This is a genomic window from Streptomyces sp. NPDC045956 (assembly GCF_056430705.1).
In genome coordinates this window covers 275,122-297,022 of record NZ_JBWKKZ010000005.1, presented here as the reverse complement: position 1 = coordinate 297,022, position 21,901 = coordinate 275,122, and the positions used below count along the sequence as shown (strand labels likewise).

The window sequence follows — 21,901 nt, the reverse complement described above, 5'->3', positions numbered from 1 at the left end:
GGTGGAGTAGGGGGAGGAGGGGAGGAGGAGGAAGGGGGGGAAGGAGAGGGCAGAAGACGGTGCGGGGAGGGGGGGGGGGGGGCGTGGGTACCCCCCCCCCCCCCCCCCGACGCCGCCTACACGCGGTCGGCCGCGATCAGGACGTACTGGAAGGATCCGTCGCGGTAGGACTCGATGAACGCCTCCTCGATACCGGTGACCAGCGAGGACGTGGCCCGCAGCTCCCAGTAGGGCAGCGTGTCCGCGGTGAGGTCGACGATGGTGTGCGGCACGAGCCGGTTGTCGGCCATGGCGCGCAGGTACTCGCGTCGGGAGTGGATGTTGCACTCGAAGTGGGCGTTGATCTGGGAGACCCACTTCGACGGCTGGCCGTAGCGCGGGTTCCAGCAGCCGGTGATCGTCACGTACCGGCCGCCGACCTTCAGGAAGCGGGAGTGCTCGGCGAACAGGTCGTGCAGGTCGACGTACATGGTCGACTCGTTGTTCCACGAGGCCGCGACGCTGCCCTTGTCGAAGGGGGTGTCGAGCATGTTGCACACGCGCGAGCGGACGTGGTCGTCGATGCGCAGCTCTTTCGCGCGCGCGTTGCCGAACTCGGCCTGGGCGGCGGACAGGGTGACGCCCTCGACCTTGCAGCCGAAGCGGCGGTGGGCCATGACCATGGACCCGCCGCGCCCGCACCCGGCGTCGACGAGCGTGTCGTCGGGGCCGATCGGACCCAGGTGGTCCATGAGGAACTCCGCCTGGGCCGATTCCAGCCGGTGCAGCTCCGCGATGAGCTTCTTCTCGTACTCGCTGTGCGCCGGGTCGCCGAGCGCGGCGTGGTCCACGGCGCCGATGCCGTAGTGATGGTGGTAGAGCCCGTCCACGTCACCGAGGCGGAGGTTGACCGGCCGAGCCTCGCTGTTCCAGTAGCGGGCGATGTCCCCCTGGTAGGGCGTCGCCGGGGCCGGAATCCTCGCCGTGGCGGTGGAGGTCGATTCAGTGGTCACAGATATGTCCGTTCGTTACCAGAAGTCGGGCAGGCTGTAGCGGTAGGTGTTGGTGCGGTGCCAGTCGTGGTTGCCGTCGACCCAGGCGGCGACGCCCCTGAGGAAACGCAGCACGGTGGGCAGGGGGCATGCCTCCGCGAGTTCGGCCGCGGCGGCCTCGAAGGCGTGCTGGAGTTCGTTGTGGACCTCGACGGCCTTCAGATAGCCGTCGCGCTCGGAGAGCCGCTCGCGTTCGGAGATCACCACCGGGAGGTTCAGGTGGCGGCCCGGGCTGTCGAGTTCCTTGGTGTACGAGTAGAGGTCGTTGACGATGGTGGTCGCGTTGCCGGCCAGGGCGATGACCCGCTGCATGTCAGGGCGGGCGTGCAGGTCCGCGGGCAGTTCGTAGCCGCCGACGGTGTCGGTGATCGTGGGGCAGGGGCGGAAGTTGTTGAACTGGCGCATCGCCAGGTACTCCCACACCTCCGGGACGTGGTCGGTCTCGGCCCAGGCGGCCTCGGCGAGGTAGCCCAGGTGGAGCCTGGCCATGTCGTGCCGGTAGCGGTCGGCCTGGGAGGGGGTGGCCGCGCGGACGAAGTAGTCCATGGCGCTGCGGTAGGCCCGGCGCGGGGCGTCCGAGGTGAGCGACTCCCGCCACGGCGGCGCGTATGCGGCGGTGGTGTGGAAGGGGTCGATGGCGGTGTGCGCCAGGAGGAGCCGCCCGCCGAGACCTACGGGCGACCCGCCGTGGTCCTCGCAGTAGCAGTCGTCCACCGCGTTCTCCGCGACCATCAGCCGCGTCGCGAGCATCAGGTGGTCGACCGTGGGGGCGTCGGGGTGGCAGGCGACCATGTACCGGCCGACGGAGAAGCCGTCGAACTCCCCCTCCCAGTCCTCGGGGTAGAGCTGGACCTCGTCCTCGGCCCAGAGCTTGATGCGGCGGCTCACCTCCTCCACGCGCGCGGGGTCGGGCTCCGGGACGGGGTGGTGGTAGAGACCGGGGACGGCTCGCCCTGCCGCGGGCTCGGCGGGAGCCGGGGGTTCCGGAGCCGGTGGGGGCTCGTGCCTGACGGACAGCGCGAGCGAGGCCGTGCCCGGTCCGGTCGGTCCGCGCAGGATCCGCTGGAGTGCGGTACCGGCGGGGGGCGCCTCAGGGGTGGCAGGTACGGCGGGGGCGGGCTCCGGGGGTGGTGCGGGGGAGGGGACCGGGACCGGAGGGTGCAGCGCGGCCAGGAAGCCCGAGGGGGCGGGTGAGGCCGGCACGTCCGGCGGCTTCGGCGCCGGGGCGTCCCGTACGGCGGTGGACGGTGGCGGCCGGTGTTCGGGGGGCAGTGGTCCGAGGGGCCCGGAGTCGGGCATCGGCGGCTCCTTGCTGCGGTGGGGGCTCTGGGGCGCGGGGGCGGGTCAGGGCGTGACTCGCGGCGGTTCCGGACGTCAGCGCGGCCCGGGGGCGATCTGCACGTTCTCCATCACGCCGAGCGCGTCGGGCAGGAGCACCGCGGCGGAGTAGTAGGCGCTGACGAGGTAGGAGATGATCGCCCGTTCGTCGATGCCCATGAACCGTGCGGAGAGCCCGGGCTCGTACTCGTCCGGCAGCCCGGTCTGCCGCAGACCGATGACGCCCTGGTTCTTCTCGCCGGTACGCATCGCGATGATGGAGCTGGTCTGCTCCCTGCTGATCGGGATCTTGTTGCAGGGCAGGATGGGGACGCCGCGCCAGGCGGGGACGGACTGCCCGCCGAGGTCGACGTGGTCGGGGTAGAGACCGCAGGCGTTGAAGCCGCGTCCGATGGCGGCGATCGTCCTGGGATGGGCGAGGAAGAGTTTGGTGCCGCGTCGGCGGCAGAGCAGGTCGTCCATGTCGTCCGGAGTCGGGGGGCCGCTGCGGGGCTGGATGCGCTGCTTGAAGTCGGCGTTGTGCAGCAGTCCGAACTCGCGGTTGTTGATCAGTTCGTGTTCCTGACGCTCCCGCAGGGCCTCGACCGTGAGGCGGAGTTGCTCCTCGCTCTGGTTCATCGGGCCGTTGTAGAGGTCGGCGACCCGGGTGTGGATCTTCAGGACCGTCTGTGCGACGGAGAGCTCGTACTCGCGGGGGTTGAGGTCGTAGTCGACGAAGGTGCCCGGCAGGTCGGCCTCGCCGAAGTGGCCGGCCGACAGGGCGATCTCGGCCTCACCGTGCTTGTTCTGCCGCTGCCGCGAGCGGGAGGCGAACGCGTCGACGTGGGCCCGCAGATGGGGGGCGGACGCCGTGACCGCGGTGAAGTCGGCACGGGAGAGGGTGAGGAGGGTACCGGCCGTCTCGGCGGTGACCGTGCAGTCGTGGCGGGCGTCGGGGTCCGCCAACACGTCCTCACCGAAGTGGTCGCCGTCCGCGAGCACCCCGACGGCCACCTCCCCTCCGTACTTGCCCTCGGAGGTCCGCCTGGCCCGGCCGTGGGCGATCAGGTGGATCCGGTCGGCGGGACCGCCCCGTTCGACGAGGACCTCTCCCGCCGCGAAGTCCCGCTGCGTGCAGCGGTCGGCGAGGGCGGTGAGCACGTCGACGTCGTCGAATCCGCGCAGGACGGCCAGCTCGGTGAGTTCCTGGGGGATCACCCGGACCGTGGCGCCCTCCTGGACGAACTCGACGCGTCCGTCACCGAGGGTGTGGCGCAACCGCCGGTTGACCCGGTAGGCGCCGCCTTCGGCCTCGACCCAGGGCAGCATCCGCAGCAACCACCGGGAGGTGATCTCCTGCATCTGCGGCGCGGACTTGGTGGTGGTGGCGAGGTTGCGGGCGGCTGCGGTGCTCAGGGACTGCTGCGGCACCTCGGGTGTGGTCCGAGCTTCCGGGATGCTGTCGACGGACATCGGCGGGCTTTCTCCTAGCGCGGCGGGTCGTCCGGCGCACACGGGTGCACCGACCGGGAGACAGGGAGGGGTGGGCAACGGGCGAGGGGATCACGGTGATCCGTCCACACGCCGAAGCTAGCGGGTGAACTGCGTTGATCCACCAGGGAGACGGAGTGCTTACCTCGAAGCGGTGACAATCGGTTGAATGCGGTTTATCGGTCCGCTGCGCGTCAACGTCCGTCCGCGGGTGATTCGGACCGGCTGCCGTGACCGGCTTCCGGCCGGGCCACGGCAACGGTCACCGCCCCGTGCGCGGCGTGCGGGCCGCGAGGGTGAGGAACCGGCGCGGTCGAGCGGCGTCGAAGACGGACGTTAGGCGTGTGATCCTCGGGTACTCGCCCTGCGTGCCAAGGCCGCGGGCTCGTTGCCGGCCTTGGCCGTGACGATTGAGCAGAGAGGGAGGTTCCCGAATGAGCATGGTCAAGGAAGCCGTGGACGTCGAGGTTCCGGTGCACACCGCCTACAACCAGTGGACACAGTTCGAGGAGTTCCCGCACTTCATGGAGGGTGTCGAGGAGATCAGGCAGCTCGACGACCGCCACAGCCACTGGACCACCAAGGTCAGCGGGGTGAAGCGCGAGTTCGACACCGAGATCGTCGACCAGCTCCCCGACGAGCGCATCACGTGGCGCACCACCACGGGGGACACGAAGCAGAAGGGCACGGTCAGCTTCCAGCGCCTGGACGACACGCACACCCGGGTCGAGCTCGTCATGGACGTCGAGCCGACCGGTGTGGCGGAGAAGACCGGTGACATGCTGGGAGTGATCGACCGGCGGGTGAAGGGCGACATGCAGCGCTTCAAGGAGTACATCGAGGGCCGCGGCGGAGAGACCGGCGCTTGGCGCGGACGCATCCGGCCCGGTGAGTGACCTCTTCCGCTCGCTGAGGTGAAGTGCTGCCGGCGCGGGTGACCGTACCGCGCCGAAAGCGCCGACGTCGGCCCGCACCCCGCTGGGGGTGCGGGCCGGTCCGCGTCGGTGGGGCAGCCGGCGGTCCCTTCCGCGCCCTGTCCACGATCGGCAAGTGGCCCCGGGGCACCTCGCCTTCGGACGCGCCCCGCCGGTGCGGCGGCCGGCGGGGCGGCGTCGCTGCGCCGGTCGGGGGAGCGGGCCCGCCCTGCGGGTGCGGCGGCCGTCCCCGGGGCCGGTGGTTCGGCATGATGTGCCGGTCGCGGGGCTCCGCGGCCGAGGTTCCGGTGCCGTTCGACCGCCCGGAAGCAAGCCGCCGCGAAGGGGTGCCGATGCCGAAGCTGCCGTCGCCCGCCGCGTCCTTCGGTGGCGTCGGACGCGCGGTCCGGGTGTCCGTCGCCTCGGCCGCCGGCTTCTTCCCCGCGGCGTACCTCCTGGACCGGCCGGTCCTCGCGCTGTACGCCCTGTTCACCCCCATCGCCTTCGCCGTCCTGTCCCCGTTGCCGGGTTCGGGCCGCCATCGCGCCGGCAGCGTGCTGCGTGCCGCGCCGGCCGCCGGCGCCACGATCGCGCTGGGCACCGTCCTCGCGGTGACGACCTGGACAGCGGCGCTCGGCATGCTCCTCGTCACCCTGGTCCTGACCTTCGGTGCGGTCTGCGCCCCGCGGCTCGCCGGCGTCGCCCCCGGGCTCCAGCTCTGCTACATCCTGGCCTGCTTCCCGCCGTACGCCCCCGGCACCCTGCCCGAACGGCTCGGCGGACTGGCATGGGGCGCCACGGCGCTGTTCCTGGGCGAACTCCTGCTGTTCCCCTCCCCAAGACGGCCGTCGTACGCCCGGCGGGTCGCGGACGCCCTCGACCTGGCGGCCCGTGCGGCGCGGCTGACGCTGCGGGCGGCCCCCGTCGACAGCGGGACGATCCGGGGCCTGCGGCGGACCGGGCGGGAGCTGCGGTTCTCGTGCCAGCCGCACGGAGGCCGGCCGACCGGCGCCGGCCGGACCGACCGGGCACTGGCCCATACCGGTTCCGCCACCCGGCGGCTGCTGGACCAGCTGGCCGCGCTCGGCGAACTCCCGCCCGCCCCGGCCGACACGGCCTCGCAGACTCTGCTGCACGGCCTCGCGGCGACGTGCGAGGAGACCGCGGGCGTCCTGCGCGGCGACCGCCCGGCCGGCGGTGCGGAGCTGATCGAGGAGATGACGGCGCGGTTCCTGGACGAGCGCAGTGGCCCTGCCACGGCAGGCCGTGATCGCCCCCACGAGCTTGCGCGGCGCAGGTCGACGCTGCTGACGGTGGCGGTGTCGGCGGTGACCGCGCGCACGGCGGCGGGCCTCGCGGCGGGTGGCGCCCGCGCGGTGCCCGGGCTGCCCCACGAGCAGTTCTGGTACGCGGGGTTGTCGACGGCGCGTCTGTGGCTCGTGCGGGTGCGCGGCAACCTCACGCCGCGCTCCGTCGTGTTCCAGAACGCGGTCCGTACGGCGCTGGGGCTCGCCCTCGCCCGCCTGCTGGCCGGGTCGCTCGACCTGTCGCACGGCTTCTGGGTGCTGCTGAGCGTGCTCACCCTGGCGCGCACGACGGCGGTCGGCACCTGGTCGGCCGTACGGTCGGCTGCCGTCGGCACCCTGTTCGGCGCCGTGCTGGCGGGCGCACTCATCATCGGGGCGGGCGACGCGACCGCGGTCTACGCCGGACTGCTGGTGCCGATGATGGTGCTCGCCTTCTCCGTGGGACCCGCCGGCGGCCCGGCGTGGGCGCAGGGGCTGTTCACGCTGGTGGTGTCGACGGCGTTCGCCCAGATCATCCCCGTGACCTGGCGGCTGGAGGAGGCACGGCTGGTGGACGTGCTGACCGGCAGCGCGATCGGACTGGTGTGCGGGCTGCTGGCGTGGCCGGCGGGCGCGCGCACCGAGATGCGGCGCAGTGTGGCGGCGCTGCTGCGGGCCACCGCGCCCGTGGTGCGGGACACCGCCGACGCGGCGGCCGGACACGGCGCCGGCCCACGGGCCGACGCGTCCGAGAGGCCCACGGCCGGCTCCTCGTGGCCCGCCCTGCACCGGCTGCGCATCGCGGAGGCGGCATACGCCCAGTTCCGTACGGAGCCCGCCCTCCGTGCGGACGACGACGGCCCCGACTGGCTCGCCGCCCTCAACTACGGTTCCCGTGTGCTCACCGGCGCCTACTGGCTGCCGTCCGAGCGAGGCGCCCCGGACCTCCCGCCCGAAGCCGGGCAGTGGATGGAGACGGCCGCGCGGCAGGTGGCGGCCGCCGGCCTGAGAGCGGCGGAACTGCCCCGCGGGGGAGTGAGGGTCCGGCTCGCGCCGCTGCCGGCCGTCCCCCCGTCCGCCATGTCGCCCGGGGCGTGGTCCCTCTTGGTCGACCTGGAGGTGTGGCTGCACGCCCTCGCCGCGGACCTCGCCACGGCGACCGGGGCGGACCGCCCGGGCTCCGCGGCCGAGGCCGGCTGACCGGGTCGGCGCGTCGGCGGGACCCCGTCCCGGTCGGCGGCAGCACTCCAGCGGGCCCCGTGCCGGTCGCGCCCGCAAGGCAGGCCTGCCGCCGGGCGGCACCGTCGGCCGGTGCCGGGGGTGGGGGAGGCCTCGACGGCCCGGCTCGGCTCAGTTCTCCGTGTTCCCCTCGTCCTCCGTGCCGGTGTGCAGGTCCAGGGTCCAGTTCTGACCGACGAGGTCGTGGCCGTAGCTGTGGTGGCGCTCCTCGTCCGCGAGGGTGAAGCCGAAGCTCTGGTAGATCCTGCGTGCGGCCGTGAGCACGTCGTTGGTCCACAGCGTGACCTGCTCGTAGCCGGCCTCACGGGCGAAGGCGAGGCACCGCTCGACCAGGCGCGTCCCGAGGCGAAGCCCTCTGCCCTCCGGCGTGACGAGCAGGATCCGCAGCTTCGCCACCTTCGGCCGGTCGCCGGCGACGAGGAAGACGCACCCCACACGCCGACCGTCGACCTCGGCGATCCAGCCCGCCTCACGGGCCGGATCGTGCTTGGCGCCGTAGTCGGCGACGATCTTCGCGACCAGCGCCTCGAAGTCGGTGTTCCAGTCGAACTGCTGGTCGTAGGCCTCACCGTGGGCCATCACCACCCATCCCAGGTCGCCTGGACGGTCGGCACGGCGTACGACGACGGTCGTCTGATCCTGCTGGGACATGGGGTGCTCTCCCGGCCCGTGAGCCTGCTGTTCACTGAAACAGTTGTTTCAGTTAGGCTAGCCGCATGTCCCAGGAAGCGCCAACCCCCTCCGCCCGCCACCGCGAGCTGCTGGAAGCGGCCTACCGGTACGCGCTCGCCCACGGTCTGTCCGACCTGTCGCTGCGCCCGCTTGCCGAGGCCATCGGCTCCAGCCCACGGGTCCTGCTCTTCCTCTTCGAGAGCAAGGACGGCCTGCTGCGGGCGTTGCTGGCGCGCGCCCGGGCCGACGAGCTGGCGCTCCTGGACCACGCCCGGCGGCCAGACGGCCCGTACGGGCTCGTGCCCGCCGTCGGGCGGGTCTGGACGTGGCTCGCCGCGAAGGAGCACCGGCCACTGCTGCGGCTGTGGGCCGAGGCGTACACGCGCTCCCTCGCCCAGCCCGACGGGGCCTGGAGCGGGTTCGCCCGGGCGACGGTGGAGGACTGGCTCGGCGTTCTGGCCGACTTCCAGTCTCCGGCCGAACGCGACAGCGAGCCCGGCGCCGCCCGCCGCACCCTGGCCCTGGCCGTCCTGCGAGGCGCCCTGCTCGATCTCCTCGCCACGGACGACGAGGACCGGATCACCGCCGCCGTCGAGTGCCAACTGGCCCTGCTGCGCGACGGCACGGCGGCCTGACGGCCTGGTCCACCGAGGACGTCACGGGCCCTTGGTGAACGCGGTGGCGTGCTCGGCGGCCCACTGGTGAAAGGTGCGCGGCGCAGTCCCGAGGACGTCGGCGACCGTCGTGGTGACGTACGCGGGCCGCCCGACCGCCGCGCTCCAGGCGGCGAGCAACATGTCGACGATCGGGCGGGGCGTGCCCTTCGCGAGGGTCCGGAACTCGGCCGGTGACATCTCCTCGAACGCGATCTGTCGCCCGAGGGCGTGACCGATGGCCTCCACCTGTGCGGCCTGGGTCAGCGACTCGGGGCCGGTGAGCACGTAGTCGCCTCCGACGTGTCCGTCGTGACAGAGCGTCCGCGCCGCGACGGCCGCCACGTCGCGGTCGTCGACCGGTGCCGTCTCGGCGGCGCCGTGAGGCCACCGGACGACCTGACCGGCCCGGATCGCGGGCGCCCACCAGGCCGACGCGTTCGATGCGAGCATTCCCGGCCGGATGATCGTCGTATCGAGGCCGGCGGTCGTGATCAGGCGTTCGAGTTCGGCGTGCAGCCGCGCCGTCGGGTTGGGCTGCCGGAAGAAGGGGTGCGGCGTCCGGTGCGGGGAGGAGAGGAGGACGACCCGCCGCACATGGCCCGAGAGCCGCTCGACGACTGCCGCGGCCGTGTCGGGCGGGGCGGTCCAGACGAGGAAGACCGCACCGGCACCGCTCAACGCCGGGTCGAGCGACTCGGGCACGGTGAGGTCGCCGGTGAAGACCTCGGCCTTCTCGGGCAGCATCGCAGCCTCGGAGTCACGGGTGAGGGCGCGCACCGGGACGCCCGCGTCGAGGAGCAGGTCGACGACGAAGCGGCCGATCCGTCCCGTGGCGCCGGTGACGAGCACGGGGGAGATGTCTGTTCGGGTCATGCGGCCATGAAATCGTTACTAGGTTAAATAAGCAACTCGGTTACATACATTACTCTGGTCAGATGAGCGAGAGAGTGGGTCTGCGAGCCCGTAAGAAGGAGCGGACGCGCGACGCCATCGGCGACGCGGCGGTGGCCCTGTTCCTGGAGCGCGGCTTCGAGCAGGTCTCGGTCAACGACATCGCCGCCGCGGCCGAGATCTCCAAGCCGACGCTCTTCCGGTACTTCCCCACCAAGGAAGACCTGATCCTGCACCGGTTCGCGGACCACCAGGGCGAAGCGGCACGCGTCGTACGGGACCGCGGACCCGGCACCGACCCGGTGGCGGCGCTGCACCGGCACTTCCGCGCCGGCCTCGATCGCAACGACCCCGTCACCGGCCTCAACGACCACCCCGAGGTGGTGGCGTTCCACCGCCTGGTGTTCACCACCCCGAGCCTGGCCGGGCGGCTCGCGCGGTACCAGCTCGAGGACGAGGAGACGCTGGCGGACGCCCTCGGGGCGGGCGTCCGGGCCCGTCTTCGAGCCGCCCAGGTCCTGGCGGTCCAGCGGGTGCTCGCCCGGACCAACTGGCAGAGGATCGCCGAGGGCAGGACCGCCGCCGACGTCCATCCCGAGGCCGTGGCCGACGCCGACCTGGCATTCGATCAGCTGCGGTGACACCGATGGCCGAGCGGGGGACCCCCCGTCAGTGCGGCGGTGCGAGAACGCAGAACTCGTGGCCCTCCGGGTCGGCCAGGCACGTCCACGGGACGTCGCCCTGGCCGACGTCGAGGTCGGTGGCTCCGAGCGCCCGCAAGCGGGCCGCCTCGGCTGCCGGGTCGTCACCGGAGTGCGGCAGCAGGTCGAGGTGGAGGCGGTCCGGCACCGTCCTCACGTCGGGTGTGCGGAGGAACTCGAGATACGGGCCCACACCCTCGGCGGAGCGCAGCACCGCACGTTCCTCCGTCGCCTCGTGCAGGGTCCAGTCCACCGCCTCGCCCCAGAACCGCGCCATGACCCGTGGATCCTGGCAGTCCACCACCACCGCGGCGATCGGCCCGGTGTCCCGGTAGACCTCCCGGGGCTCCAGCACGCAGAACTCGTTGCCCTCGGGATCGGCCAGGACCGTCCAGGGCACCTCGCCCTGGCCCACCTGGACGGGTGTCGCGCCGCGAGCCCGGAGGCGGGCGGTCAACTCCGCCTGGTGGGCCGCGGAGGTGGTGGCCAGATCGAGGTGCACACGGTTCTTCGTCCCGGACTTGGCTTCCGGGACGGGGACGACGTCGAGGCCGACGGCGACCGGATCCGGCCACACGAGGCCGCCACCGGGTCCGACATAGGTGGTCGCGCCCGGGCTGTAGGCGGCCCAGCCGAGGGCCTCCGCCCAGAACCGGCCGACCGCCGAGTGGTCGACGGCCTTGATGTTCACGTGAACGGGTCGCAGAGCCATGCCGGCGATCCTACGAGAACCGGAGATCCGGCCGGAGACGCCGCGAGCCGGCGGTGGTGGAGCGGTGGTCGTGAACCGGCGGTGGTGGAGCGGCGGTCGTGGAGCGGCGAGAGGGCGCCGCCCGCCTTCGGCTTCCACTCGCCACCGACGTTTCGTGGCAGCTTCGTTGCGGGCGTGTGGCGGCTTCCTCAAGGACGCGCGCTGCGCTGGTCCCGCCGTTCCGGCGTGTGCTTACCTGGCCGCATGACCGCGCTCGCGACCAGCCGCCACGTCGACCACGTGCGGGACACCACCTCCGGGTGTACCGCACGAAAGTGACGGCCTGTCAGATCCACCGGACGTCCGTCCGTCACCTCGTCGTCCACGCCGCACCGGCCGCCGTCCGGGGCCCCGGGGCACCGTAACCGTCCCCCGCCCCGCGCTTCGTCGCTCACATCACCGGCCCACCGGGTCTTTCCCGCGCCGCGCCGCCCAGACCGCCGGCCCACCGGGCGATCCGACGCCCCCTCGCGTGTCGGCGGCACCCACCCTGCGTCGCCCGTGCCCACGTCCGTACCAAGGAGCACCACCATGAGCCAGCCGATCGACTCCGTCACCGCCGGTCACACGCCCGAGGAGGCATCCGCCGGGCCCGACGTCCCGGGCTGGTCCTTCGAGACCAGGCAGCTGCACGCGGGAGCCGCGCCCGACCCGGCGACCGGAGCCAGGGCGACACCCATCTACCAGACCACGTCGTTCGTCTTCCGGGACACGCAGCACGCCGCCGACCTGTTCTCACTCGCCGAGCCGGGCAACATCTACACCCGCATCCACAACCCCACCCAGGACGTCCTCGAGCAGCGCGTCGCCTCGCTGGAAGGAGGCGTCGCGGCGGTGGCCCTGGCCTCCGGGCAGGCGGCGGAGACCCTGGCGATCCTCACACTGGCGGGCGCCGGGGACCACATCGTCTCCAGCACCTCCCTGTACGGCGGCACGTACAACCTGTTCCGCCACACCCTGCCCCGGTTCGGCATCGAGGTGTCCTTCGTCGACGACCCGGACGACGCCGAGGCCTGGCGGGCGGCGATCCGGCCCGGCACCAAGGCCCTGTTCGCCGAGACGCTCGGCAACCCGCGCGGCAACGTCCTCGACGTCCGGGCCGTGGCCGACGTCGCGCACGAGGCGGGCCTTCCGCTGATCGTCGACAACACGGTGCCCACGCCGTACCTGCTGCGGCCCATCGAGCACGGCGCGGACATCGTCGTCCACTCGGCCACCAAGTTCCTGGGCGGCCACGGGACCACGATCGGCGGCGTCGTCGTCGACGGCGGAACCTTCGACTTCGGCGCCCACGCCGAACGCTTCCCCGACTTCACCGAGCCCGACCCCAGCTACCACGGCCTCCGGTACTGGCCCGCGCTGGGACCCGGCGCCTTCGCCGTCAAACTCCGCGTCCAGTTGCTGCGCGACCTGGGCCCCGCCCTCTCCCCGCACTCCGCTTTCCTGCTGCTCCAGGGAGTGGAGACACTCAGCCTGCGTATCGAGCGCCACTCCGCCAACGCCCAGGCCCTCGCCGAGTGGCTGGAACAGCGTGACGAGGTCGCCGCCGTCCACTATCCGGGACTGCCGTCCAACCGTTGGTACGAGGCGGGTCGGCGCTACCTCCCGCACGGCGCGGGGGCGGTCCTGTCCTTCGAGTTGCGGGACGGGGCAGAGGCCGGGAAACGCTTCGTGGACGCCGTCGAACTCTTCAGTCACCTCGCCAACATCGGCGACGTCCGCAGCCTGATCATCCATCCCGCGTCCACCACCCACAGCCAGCTGGACGAGGAGCAGCTGGCGGCCACCGGCGCCTCGCCGGGCCTGGTGCGGCTGTCCGTCGGCATCGAGAACCTCGCCGACCTGAAGGCCGACCTGGAGGCGGGTTTCCGGGCCGCGAAGGGCGCGTCCTGAGCACCGTGCCGCCGCCCGAGCGGACTCCCCTCCCGTCGGTTTCGGGGGCCTGGCGGGAGGGGGACCCGCCCGGGCGGCGCCAGTGGTACGAGCGGACGACACCGCTGGGACTGGAGGCGGGCGGCCGACTCCCCGGGCTGCGGCTGGCCTTCGAGACCTGGGGGCGGCCGGCACCGGACGGCTCCAACGCCGTGCTGGTCCTGCACGCCCTCACCGGCGACAGTCACGTGGCCGGACCCGCCGGCCCCGGACATCCGACGCCCGGCTGGTGGGACGAGCTCGTCGGCCCCGGGCGGGCGCTCGACACGGACCGCTGGTTCGTCGTCGCCCCCAACGTCCTCGGCGGATGCCAGGGCAGTACGGGGCCGTCCTCCGCCCGCTCCGACGGGCGGCCCTGGGGCGGCGACTTCCCGTTCCTGACCCAACGTGACCAGGTCGCCGCCGAGCTGGGTCTGGCACAGGCGCTGGGCGTGGAGCGCTGGGCCCTGGTGGTGGGGGGCTCGATGGGCGGCATGCGGGCCCTGGAGTGGGCCGTGAGCCACCCCGAGCGCACGGGCGCCCTGCTGCTCCTGGCCACCACGGCCGCCGCGAGCGCCGAGCAGGTGGCTTGGGCCGGCCTCCAGACGCGCGCCATCCGCTCCGACCCGTACTGGCGGGACGGCCACTACCACGCCACCGGGCAGGGGCCGCACGCCGGACTCGGTCTCGCCCGACGCCTCGCCCACGTCACCTATCGCAGCGAGCCGGAGCTGCAGACCCGCTTCGGCCGCTCCGCCCAGAGCGGCGAGGACCCGTGGGCCGGCGGGCGCTACCAGGTCGAGTCGTATCTCGACCACCAGGCCGCCAAGTTGGCACACCGCTTCGACGCGGGCAGCTATGTCGTGCTGAGCGAGGCCATGAACAGCCATGACGTCGGCCGCGACCGGGGCGGGGTGCGCGCCGCGCTGCGCCGGGTCACCGCCGACACCCTGGTCGCCGCCGTCGACTCCGACCGCCTCTATCCGGCAACGCAGCAGGCCGAGTTGGCGGCCGGTATCCCCACGTCCGACACCCTGCGGACCGTGGAGTCCCGCCACGGCCACGACGGCTTCCTCCTGGAGGTGGAGCAGGTCGCCGCGCTGGTGGGCGAACTGCTGGCCTGAACGCACGGCCACGCCGTGTGCCCGCTGCCGCGGTCGTCTCATCCACTGTCCCAGAAAGTGGGACGGCCCTTACCGGGCCGGCGGGACTGCTGTAGAAATGGGCCCCATGAATCACGAGCCCCTGGTGCGACGCCTGGTCATCGACCTGTGCCGACGCCCGGCTTCGTGTTGTCGCTGAACCCGCGTCCCTGACGCTTCCCGCCGGCCGGTGGTCCTGCCCGCGCCGGTGACATCCCCTCCTGCACCCGCTCTCCGTGACGGGGCAGTCCTCACGCCCTGACCCGCTCGCGTCCAGGGCTGTCCGCTCACGCCGTCCGGCACCTCGACTGCCGCACTCCGGCGCACCCATGGAGGCCGTCCCATGTCCTCGGCGACACGTCTGCAAGCACCCGGCACAGGCACCGGCACCGGCACCGGCAAGGAGCCGGCGCCGCGTCGTCCCCGTGTCCCGGCAGTGCCGCGTCGCGCCGCACTGCCCATCGGATCGCTCCTGCTGTTCCTCGCGCTGTGGCAACTGCTCGCCGCGAGCGGCACCTGGAGCCCGACCCTGGTCCCACCGCCCGCCAAGGTGTGGGACGCGTTCGTGACCGTGTCCACCACGCACGACGGTGTGAAGGGCTACAACGGCACCTACCTCGTGGAACACCTCGGCATCAGCCTACGGCGCATCGCGTTCGGGGCCGGCATCGGCATCGGCGCCGGAGTGGTGTTCGGCCTGCTCATGGGCACCATCGCAGGAGTGCGCTCGCTGTTCGAGCCGTGGATCACGTTCCTGCGGACCCTGCCGCCGCTCGCGTACTTCTCACTCCTCGTCATCTGGCTGGGTATCAACGAGGAACCGAAGATCACCCTGCTGGCCGTGGCCGCCTTCCCGCCCGTGGCGGTCTCCACCACCACGGCCGTGGCCGCCGTACCGAGCAGCCTGGTCGAGGCGGCCCGCGCGCTCGGTGCGTCCCGGTGGGACGTGGTCAGGGACGTCCTGGTCCCGTCCGCCCTGCCGGAGACGCTCACCGGAATCCGGCTGGCCGTGGGCGTGGCCTACTCCTCGCTCGTGGCCGCCGAGCTGGTCAACGGACTGCCCGGTATCGGCGGCATGGTCAAGGACGCCGCCAACTACAACAACACCCCCGTCGTGCTCGTCGGCATCATCGCCATCGGCGTCTCCGGCCTGGTCATCGACGGCCTGCTGCTGCGACTGGAACGCACCCTCGTGCCCTGGCGCGGCCGCGCATGACCGCCGGCTCCTTCCCGCCCCGCCCGTCCTTCCCCTCCCGCTCACCCGTCCTCCGCACAGAAACGGCCCGCTGATGTCCCGCATCCCCCAAGGTCCCTCCCGCCGCATGCTGCTCGCCGGTGCCCTGGCCGCCGCCTCCGCGGCCGTCACCGGCTGCTCGTCGGACGACGAGGGATCGTCCGGCGGCGCCAAGAGGCTGCGTATCGGCTACTTCGCCTTCCCCAGCGGCGACCTCATCGTGAAGAACAGAAAGCTGCTGGAGAAGGCCCTGCCCGGCTACGAGATCAAGTGGATCAAGTTCGACTCCGGGGCCGGCGTCAACCAGGCCTTCCTCGGCAAGGCCCTCGACATAGCCGCCCTCGGGTCCAGCCCCTTCGCCCGGGGCGTGTCCGGCACCTCCCCGATCCCGTACAAGGTCGCCTGGATCCTCGACGTCGCCGGTGACAACGAGGCGCTCGTCGCCCGCAAGGACACCGGTATCTCCGACGTCGCCGGCCTCAAGGGCCGGACCGTCGCCACGCCCTTCGCCTCCACCTCGCACTACAGCCTGCTCGCGGCACTGGAGACGGCCGGGCTGAAGACCTCCGACGTCACACTCGTCGACCTCCAGCCGCAGGCCATCCTCGCCGCCTGGCAGCGCGGCGACATCGACGCGACCTACGTCTGGCTGCCGACCCTGGACGAACTGCGCAGGACGGGGACCCAGCTCACCAGCAGCAAGCAGATCGGCGCCGCCGGCAAGCCGACCCTGGACCTGGCCGTGGTGTCGGACGACCTGATCTCCAGGGACCCGAAGGCGATCGACGCCTGGCGCAAGGCCGAGGCCGAGGCGCTGCGGTTGCTCAAGTCCGACCCCGCGGGCTCCGTCGCGGCCGTCTCCGCCGAACTGGGCATCAGCGAGGCCGACGCCGAGGCCCAACTCGCGCAGGGCGTGTTCCTCACTCCCGAACAGGTCACCTCCGCCGACTGGCTGGGCACCGACGGCAACCCCGGCAAGCTGCTCTCCTACGTCACCGACACCGCGACGTTCCTGGCCGGTCAGAAGCAGATCGACACCGCGCCCTCCGCGGACGCCATCCGCGCGGCCTTCTACGTCAAGGGGCTGCCCGATGTCCTCAAGTGAGACGACGGCGCCCCCCGGGAGCACGACCACCGCCACGAGCGCCCCGACCGGCCACGACGGCGCGGTCCGGCTCGAGAACGTCGTCCACACCTACGGCCGGGGCCGCGAGACCGTCACCGCCGTGGGGCCGGTGGACCTGACCGTCGCCGCCGGTGAGTTCCTCGTCCTCGTGGGAGCCTCCGGGTGCGGCAAGAGCACGCTGCTCCGCCTCATCGCCGGGTTCGAGCGGCCCACGCACGGTGCCGTACGGGTGTCCGGCGACCGGCCGCGACCCGGGGCGACGGCCGGAGTGGTCTTCCAGACACCCCGGTTGTTCCCGTGGCGGACCGTGCGGGGCAACATCGACCTCGCCCTGCGGTACGCGGGTGTCGACCGTGCCCGGTGGCCCGAGCACCGGGCACGGCTGCTGGCCCGGGTCGGTCTGGAGGGCACGGAGGAACGCCGCGCCTGGGAGATCTCCGGCGGACAGCAGCAGCGTGTCGCGATCGCCCGGGCGCTGGCCGCCGAGAACCCGCTCCTCCTGCTCGACGAGCCGTTCGCGGCACTGGACGCACTGACCCGGGAACGGCTTCAGGAGGACGTGCGCCGAGTGGCCACGCAGACCGGACGGACCACGGTCTTCGTGACCCACTCCGCCGAGGAGGCCGTGTTCCTCGGCTCCCGCATCGTCGTACTCACCAAGGGCCCGGGCACCGTCGCCCTGGACCTGCCCATCGACCTGCCGCGGGGCGAGGTGGAGGCCGACGCACTGCGCGAGTCGAGGGAGTTCGCCGAACTGCGGGCCAGGGTGTCCCATGCCGTGAAGACCGCCGCCGCGGCCTGACCGGCGAAGCAGCGAAGCGGCGAAGCAAGCACAGTCGACGAAGGCGCCACAGCCGACGAATCGGTAAGTCAACAAGTCGGCAAGTGAACGAAGGCAAGCAACCGTGAAAGGGATCCGCCCATGAGCATGCTCCGTGTCCGCCCAGAGGTGGAGCAGTTGCCCGTCACCCCGCTCGGTCCGGGCTTCGGCGCCGAGATCCGCGGCATCGACCTCGCCCGCCTCGACGACGACGGGATCCTCGCGCTGCGTGGGGCACTCGTCCGCCACAAGGTGCTGTTCGTCCGCGACCAGCACGGTCTCGACGACACCGCGCAGATCGACTTCGGGAGACGGCTGGGCGAGGTCACCGTCGGGCACCCGGTGCACGACTCCGGCGACGTGGCGCCCGAGGTGTACTCCCTGGACAGCCAGGACAACGGCTTCGCCGACGTGTGGCACACGGACGTGACGTTCGTACGCCGGCCGCCCGCGATCTCCGTGCTGCGCGCCGTGGTGCTGCCGCCCACCGGCGGCGACACCAACTGGGCCGACAGCCAGCTCGCCTACACCTCGCTGTCACCGGGCCTGCGGGCGTACGTCGACACGCTCACCGCCGTGCACGACGGCAGCCGGGAGTTCGGCTACTACCTGGCCCAGCGCCGGCAGGGCCGGGGCAACCTGTGGGAGGGGGAGGTGTTCACGGAACTGGCCCCCGTGGAACACCCGGTGGTGCGGGTCCACCCGGAGAGCGGCCGCAAGGGCCTCTTCGTGAACCCCGGCTTCACCTCGCACATCGTGGGCGTCTCCGAGTACGAGAGCCGCGGCATCCTCGACATCCTCTACGCCCACCTCACCAAGCCGGAGCACGTCGTACGCCACCGCTGGCGGCCCGGCGACGTCGCCCTGTGGGACAACCGCAGCACCGCCCACTACGCCAACCGCGACTACGGGAACCAGCACCGTGTCATGCACCGCATCACCCTGCGCGGGGACGTCCCGGTGGGGCCGGGGAGCGGAGCCTAAGGGAGGCCCTGGTGCGGCCCCGGCTCCCCTGGCCGAACGCGGAGGGCCCGGCCGGCCCGCGGCGTGGCAGACTTCGTCAAGTGGTGCGCCACACAGACCTGTTGACGGTCGGCCGGGGGAGAGGTGGCGGCCGGCGGGGGTGTCCGGTGTCCTACCCGTTGCGCGAGCCGGCGGGGTACGCGTCATGAGCGGCACGGCGTGGATCGTCACCGGCTGGCTGCTCGCGTTCGCGGGTGTCAACGCGGGCCTGTACGCGGTCTGGTGGCGGCGCACGCGGGACGAGCGCCGGTTCCTCGAGGACGTCCTGGCGGCGGGCGTCGATCCGGTGCAGGCGGCGTGGTGGCTCGGCGCGTCGTGGGACGACGCACCGCCCCAACGGCAGGGGTACGCCGCGGAGGTGGCCGTCCGCCTGCTGATCCTGGCCGGCGACGCCGAGGTCGACGAGGCGGGCCGGATCACCGTGCCGCGCGGACGTCTCGGCACCCGGAAGGACCCGGTGCTGGCAGCGCTCGTGACGGCCCTGCGCCGGCACGAGGGCGCCACGGTGCACGAGTTGCTGGAGGACGCCCGTTTCGCGCGGTTCCGGCAGGTCCTGCGGTCACGCCGTCCACCGCTGCGGAGCGAGTTCGGCACCTACCGCACACGCTCGCTGACGGCCGCCTTCGTCACGGCGTTCGGCCTGTCCCTGCACGCGATGATCACGAGGAGTCCGCTGCCCGGGCTGCCGGACAGCGATCCTGGCCTGTGGACGACCGCCTGGATACCGCTGTGGGCCGTGCTGGCCGCCTTGGCGGCGATCTGGCCCCCCGGCACGTCCCGCCCCTGGCCCCGCTTCACCCCCCGCTGCCGCGCCGCCGTCACCCGGGCTCTGGCCGGCGAGGACGCGCGCACCGGCCACCGGGTGTCCATGGTCAGCAGGTCCGCCCCTGCCGACCGGCGCGCACCGTCCGGGACGACCGGCCCGCGCCCGTCGCACGGCTCTGGCCGCGGCGACCGTTCGCCACCCCGGTACGTCCTCGACGAAGGGGCCGGCGGGGATCGCCACCACGGCGGCTCGGACGTCGCCGACCCCGGCGGCGGTGACGGGGGCGGGGGCGGAGGCGACTGACCGCACCCGACGACGCGTCCGGGCGACGACGGGCCCCGGCCGCGCCCGCGGCCGGTCAGCGGCGGCTCCGGCGCCGCGCGAGGCGGTGGAAGCGCTTGGGTCCGGCGGTCGGCGCGGGCAGTGTTCCCGCGACCGCGTCGGCCAGCAGAGTTCCGACCGTTTCCGCCGCGCAGACGCGGTTGGCGCCGATGCCTCCGGAGGGCCCGCGTTTGATCCAGCCCACCACGTAGGCGCCGGCGGTTCCGGTCACCCGGCCGCGCTCGTGCGGCACCGTGCCGGTGGCCTCGTCGTACGGCAGTCCCGTCTGCGGCACTCCGCGGTAGCCGATCGCCCGCAGCGCCAGGCCGGCCGGGATCGGCAGCGCACCGTCTCCACCGGTGACGCGCACGGCGCGCAGTTCCGCGTCCCCGCACATCTCCAGGGGCGTGGACAGGAAACGGAGCACGATGCGCCGCCGTCCCGAGGCGTCCGGCGGGACGGACCAGTCGACCGCCTCCCGCGCCACGTCCCGCAGCAGCGCCGCCTTGCCGTGCGGCCGGGAACCGTCGATCACCGCACCGACGCGGGGGTCGTGGTCGTCCACGACCAGGTCCACCTCGGGCAGGTGCTTCAGGGCCAGCAACTCGGGCCGGGTGTACGCCGCGTCGTCCGGACCGCGCCGCCCGAGGAGCACCACCTCGCGCACCTTGCTGCGGCGCAGCTCCGCCAGTGCGTGCCGCGCGATCTCCGTGCCGGCCAGGCTCTCCGGGTCGCAGACCAGGAGACGGGCGACGTCGAGGGCGACGTTGCCGGTGCCGACCACGACGACGCGCTCGGTAGAGAGGTCCACGGCGTCCGGAGCGACGTCCGGGTGCCCGTTGTACCAGGCGACGAAGTCGGTCGCGGACAGGCTGCCCGCCCGGTCCTCGCCGGGTATGCCGAGCCGTCGGTCGGTGGCGGCGCCCACGGCGTAGACGACCGCGTCGTGATGGGCCGCAAGTTCCTCGGGCGTGACGTCCCGGCCCACGTCGAGACCGAGGTGCAGGCGCACGCGCGGGTGGGTGAGGAAGCGGGCGAACGTGTCGCCGATCTTCTTGGTCGCCGGATGGTCCGGGGCGACCCCGTAGCGGATCAGGCCACCGGCGATCGGGAGCCGGTCGATGAGCGTCACCTCGGCCCGGGTGTGCAGCAGCAGGTCCTCCGCGGCGTACATCCCCGCCGGCCCGGTGCCCACGATGGCGACCCGCAGCGGCCCGAAGTCCGAGGGCAGGACCCGGTCGAAGACCGGCTCGCCCCAGGGGTGGAAGTTGGGCCCGGACCTTTCTCCCGTGTCCTGCGCCTTTGCTCCCCCCTCCGCTTCCGTCCGCGCGAAGTAGGCCGCGTTCATGGCGGCGTACTCCTGCTGGCCGGCGGGCAGGCTGTCGACCGGGAAGACGGCGTCCACCGGGCAGGCGTCGGCGCAGGCACCGCAGTCGATGCAGGTCACCGGGTCGATGTGCAGCATCTCGGTGCTGCCGAAGGCCTGCTCCTCGGGTGTGGGGCGGATGCAGTTGACCGGGCAGACGGACACGCAGGTGGCGTCGTTGCAGCAGGTCTGGGTGATCGCGAAGGCCATGGCGTGCGCTCGGCTCCGGGTGTCAGATGAGGTGGGCGCGCTTGTAGAAGAACAGCGCGGGCTTGGTGAGCAGGCCGACCGAGGTCAGGAACTCCATGAGGCCCGAACAGCTCGACCGCATCATCGACTTGTGGTGCTCGTTGGCCTTCGCCTCGCGGAGGGCGCGCTCCTCGTCCAGGCCCGCGTTCGCGTAGACCTTGCGGTTCACCATGCTGGTGACGATGACGTAGGCGGCCACGGCGATCAGGAGCGCCTGGATCCGGCGGCGGGCGCGCCCGGCACGCGCGAGGTGCCTGCGGGTCTCCTCGCGGGCGAACTTCATGTGCCGCGATTCCTCGACGACATGGATGTTGTTGATGGTCCGGACGAAGGGCACGACCCGTTCGTCGCGCATCCAGTCGCGCTGCATGACGTCGAGGACCTCCTCGGCCACCAGGATCGCCGCGTAGGCGGCCTCGCCGAACGCGACGGTCTTGAAGAGCCTGCCGAGCTCGACGGCCGTCCGGTGCGGCCGGTACGCCGGAGCCCCGAGCTTCTTCGCGCCGCGGGCGAACATGATCGAGTGGCGGCACTCGTCGGCGATCTCGGTGAGCGCCCACTGGAAGGTGTCGCTGGTCGGGTCCTTGGCGTAGATGTCCCGCAGCACCATCTGCTGCAAGATCATCTCGAACCAGATGCCGGTGCTCGCGACCGATGCGGCCTCCTGCCGCGTCAGCGCCTTGCGCTGGGCCTCGCTCATCTCGCTCCAGTACGCCGTCCCGTAGAGCGTGCTCCACTCGGGGCTGGCGCCGTGGAAGTCCTCATCGAGCGGCGTCTCCCAGTCGACCTCGGTGAGCGGGTCGTACGAGAGCTGCGCGGACGAGTCGAGCAGGCGCCGCGCGATGCCGTCGTCGTCGGGCGTACGGCTCTTGGTCCTGCTGAGGGCCATGTCGGGACTCCTAGAGTCGGGTCCGGGGGTGCCTCGTTCTCGGCTGTCCATTACTGCCGGTAACAGCCTCTTGTTGACGAACTTTATAGCAAGAGTCGCCGCGTG

General features: G+C 72.6%; 19 protein-coding genes. 11 read left to right on the top strand and 8 right to left on the bottom strand.

Annotated elements, in window-relative coordinates; translation table 11 throughout:
* Positions 1–116: 116 nt before the first annotated feature.
* From AC07FV_RS15960 to AC07FV_RS15950, 3 genes are all read right to left on the bottom strand, one after another.
* Positions 117–992 carry a geranyl diphosphate 2-C-methyltransferase gene (locus tag AC07FV_RS15960; RefSeq protein WP_479087699.1) on the bottom strand — a complete coding sequence of 292 codons (876 nt, stop codon included), beginning with the start codon at positions 990–992 and terminating at the stop codon, positions 117–119.
* A gap of 15 nt (positions 993–1,007) precedes the next feature.
* On the bottom strand, positions 1,008–2,330 hold the full coding sequence (locus tag AC07FV_RS15955; protein WP_479087697.1) for a family 2 encapsulin nanocompartment cargo protein terpene cyclase: 1,323 nt from the start codon (positions 2,328–2,330) through the stop codon (positions 1,008–1,010).
* Positions 2,331–2,405: 75 nt separating this feature from the next.
* On the bottom strand, positions 2,406–3,821 hold the full coding sequence (locus AC07FV_RS15950) for a family 2B encapsulin nanocompartment shell protein (protein ID WP_479087695.1): 1,416 nt from the start codon (positions 3,819–3,821) through the stop codon (positions 2,406–2,408).
* Positions 3,822–4,273: 452 nt separating this feature from the next.
* Here AC07FV_RS15950 and AC07FV_RS15945 point away from each other — a divergent pair, with 452 nt between their 5' ends.
* Positions 4,274–4,735 carry an SRPBCC family protein gene (locus AC07FV_RS15945; protein ID WP_384700305.1) on the top strand — a complete coding sequence of 154 codons (462 nt, stop codon included), beginning with the start codon at positions 4,274–4,276 and terminating at the stop codon, positions 4,733–4,735.
* A 371-nt stretch (positions 4,736–5,106) separates the two neighbouring features.
* On the top strand, positions 5,107–7,239 hold the full coding sequence (locus AC07FV_RS15940) for an FUSC family protein (protein ID WP_479087694.1): 2,133 nt from the start codon (positions 5,107–5,109) through the stop codon (positions 7,237–7,239).
* Positions 7,240–7,389: 150 nt separating this feature from the next.
* On the opposite strand, the gene AC07FV_RS15935 is transcribed toward AC07FV_RS15940, so the two are convergent.
* Positions 7,390–7,929, bottom strand: a complete 540-nt coding sequence (locus AC07FV_RS15935; protein ID WP_479087692.1) for a GNAT family N-acetyltransferase — start codon at positions 7,927–7,929, stop codon at positions 7,390–7,392.
* 65 nt (positions 7,930–7,994) lie between these two features.
* Here AC07FV_RS15935 and AC07FV_RS15930 point away from each other — a divergent pair, with 65 nt between their 5' ends.
* A complete protein-coding gene (locus AC07FV_RS15930) occupies positions 7,995–8,585 on the top strand; it encodes a TetR family transcriptional regulator (protein ID WP_479087690.1) in 591 nt (196 codons plus the stop codon).
* A gap of 21 nt (positions 8,586–8,606) precedes the next feature.
* Here the strand turns inward: AC07FV_RS15930 and AC07FV_RS15925 are convergent, their stop codons facing one another.
* Complete coding sequence (locus AC07FV_RS15925) at positions 8,607–9,479, bottom strand: SDR family oxidoreductase (RefSeq protein ID WP_479087688.1); 873 nt, start codon at positions 9,477–9,479, stop codon at positions 8,607–8,609.
* 62 nt (positions 9,480–9,541) lie between these two features.
* Here AC07FV_RS15925 and AC07FV_RS15920 point away from each other — a divergent pair, with 62 nt between their 5' ends.
* Complete coding sequence (locus AC07FV_RS15920; protein ID WP_479087687.1) at positions 9,542–10,138, top strand: TetR/AcrR family transcriptional regulator; 597 nt, start codon at positions 9,542–9,544, stop codon at positions 10,136–10,138.
* Between the two features lie 28 nt (positions 10,139–10,166).
* Here AC07FV_RS15920 and AC07FV_RS15915 read toward each other — a convergent pair whose 3' ends face one another.
* Complete coding sequence (locus tag AC07FV_RS15915) at positions 10,167–10,910, bottom strand: VOC family protein (RefSeq protein WP_479087686.1); 744 nt, start codon at positions 10,908–10,910, stop codon at positions 10,167–10,169.
* 570 nt (positions 10,911–11,480) lie between these two features.
* Here AC07FV_RS15915 and AC07FV_RS15910 point away from each other — a divergent pair.
* The 7 genes from AC07FV_RS15910 (at position 11,481) to AC07FV_RS15880 (ending at position 19,274) form a co-directional block, all read left to right on the top strand.
* Entirely contained in the window at positions 11,481–12,842 is a 1,362-nt protein-coding gene (locus tag AC07FV_RS15910) for a bifunctional o-acetylhomoserine/o-acetylserine sulfhydrylase (protein WP_479087684.1), read from the top strand.
* Positions 12,839–13,984 (top strand): homoserine O-acetyltransferase MetX, encoded by a 1,146-nt coding sequence (gene metX / locus AC07FV_RS15905; RefSeq protein ID WP_479088035.1) that lies wholly within the window; start codon positions 12,839–12,841, stop codon positions 13,982–13,984. The genes AC07FV_RS15910 and metX overlap by 4 nt, the downstream gene beginning before the upstream one ends.
* Before the next feature lie 361 nt (positions 13,985–14,345).
* Complete coding sequence (locus tag AC07FV_RS15900) at positions 14,346–15,218, top strand: ABC transporter permease (RefSeq protein ID WP_479087683.1); 873 nt, start codon at positions 14,346–14,348, stop codon at positions 15,216–15,218.
* A gap of 73 nt (positions 15,219–15,291) precedes the next feature.
* Positions 15,292–16,341 (top strand): taurine ABC transporter substrate-binding protein, encoded by a 1,050-nt coding sequence (locus AC07FV_RS15895; RefSeq protein ID WP_479087681.1) that lies wholly within the window; start codon positions 15,292–15,294, stop codon positions 16,339–16,341.
* Complete coding sequence (locus AC07FV_RS15890; RefSeq protein WP_479087680.1) at positions 16,328–17,164, top strand: ABC transporter ATP-binding protein; 837 nt, start codon at positions 16,328–16,330, stop codon at positions 17,162–17,164. The genes AC07FV_RS15895 and AC07FV_RS15890 overlap by 14 nt, the downstream gene beginning before the upstream one ends.
* 120 nt (positions 17,165–17,284) lie before the next feature.
* On the top strand, positions 17,285–18,166 hold the full coding sequence (locus AC07FV_RS15885) for a TauD/TfdA dioxygenase family protein (protein ID WP_479087679.1): 882 nt from the start codon (positions 17,285–17,287) through the stop codon (positions 18,164–18,166).
* Positions 18,167–18,350: 184 nt separating this feature from the next.
* The gene (locus AC07FV_RS15880; RefSeq protein ID WP_479087678.1) at positions 18,351–19,274 is read left to right on the top strand and encodes a hypothetical protein; all 924 of its coding nucleotides are present in this window, start codon (positions 18,351–18,353) and stop codon (positions 19,272–19,274) included.
* Positions 19,275–19,329: 55 nt separating this feature from the next.
* Here AC07FV_RS15880 and AC07FV_RS15875 read toward each other — a convergent pair whose 3' ends face one another.
* Both AC07FV_RS15875 and AC07FV_RS15870 read right to left on the bottom strand, forming a co-directional pair.
* Positions 19,330–20,868 carry an FAD-dependent oxidoreductase gene (locus AC07FV_RS15875; protein ID WP_479087676.1) on the bottom strand — a complete coding sequence of 513 codons (1,539 nt, stop codon included), beginning with the start codon at positions 20,866–20,868 and terminating at the stop codon, positions 19,330–19,332.
* A gap of 22 nt (positions 20,869–20,890) precedes the next feature.
* Positions 20,891–21,796 (bottom strand): AurF N-oxygenase family protein, encoded by a 906-nt coding sequence (locus AC07FV_RS15870; RefSeq protein ID WP_479087675.1) that lies wholly within the window; start codon positions 21,794–21,796, stop codon positions 20,891–20,893.
* Positions 21,797–21,901 lie beyond the last annotated feature (105 nt).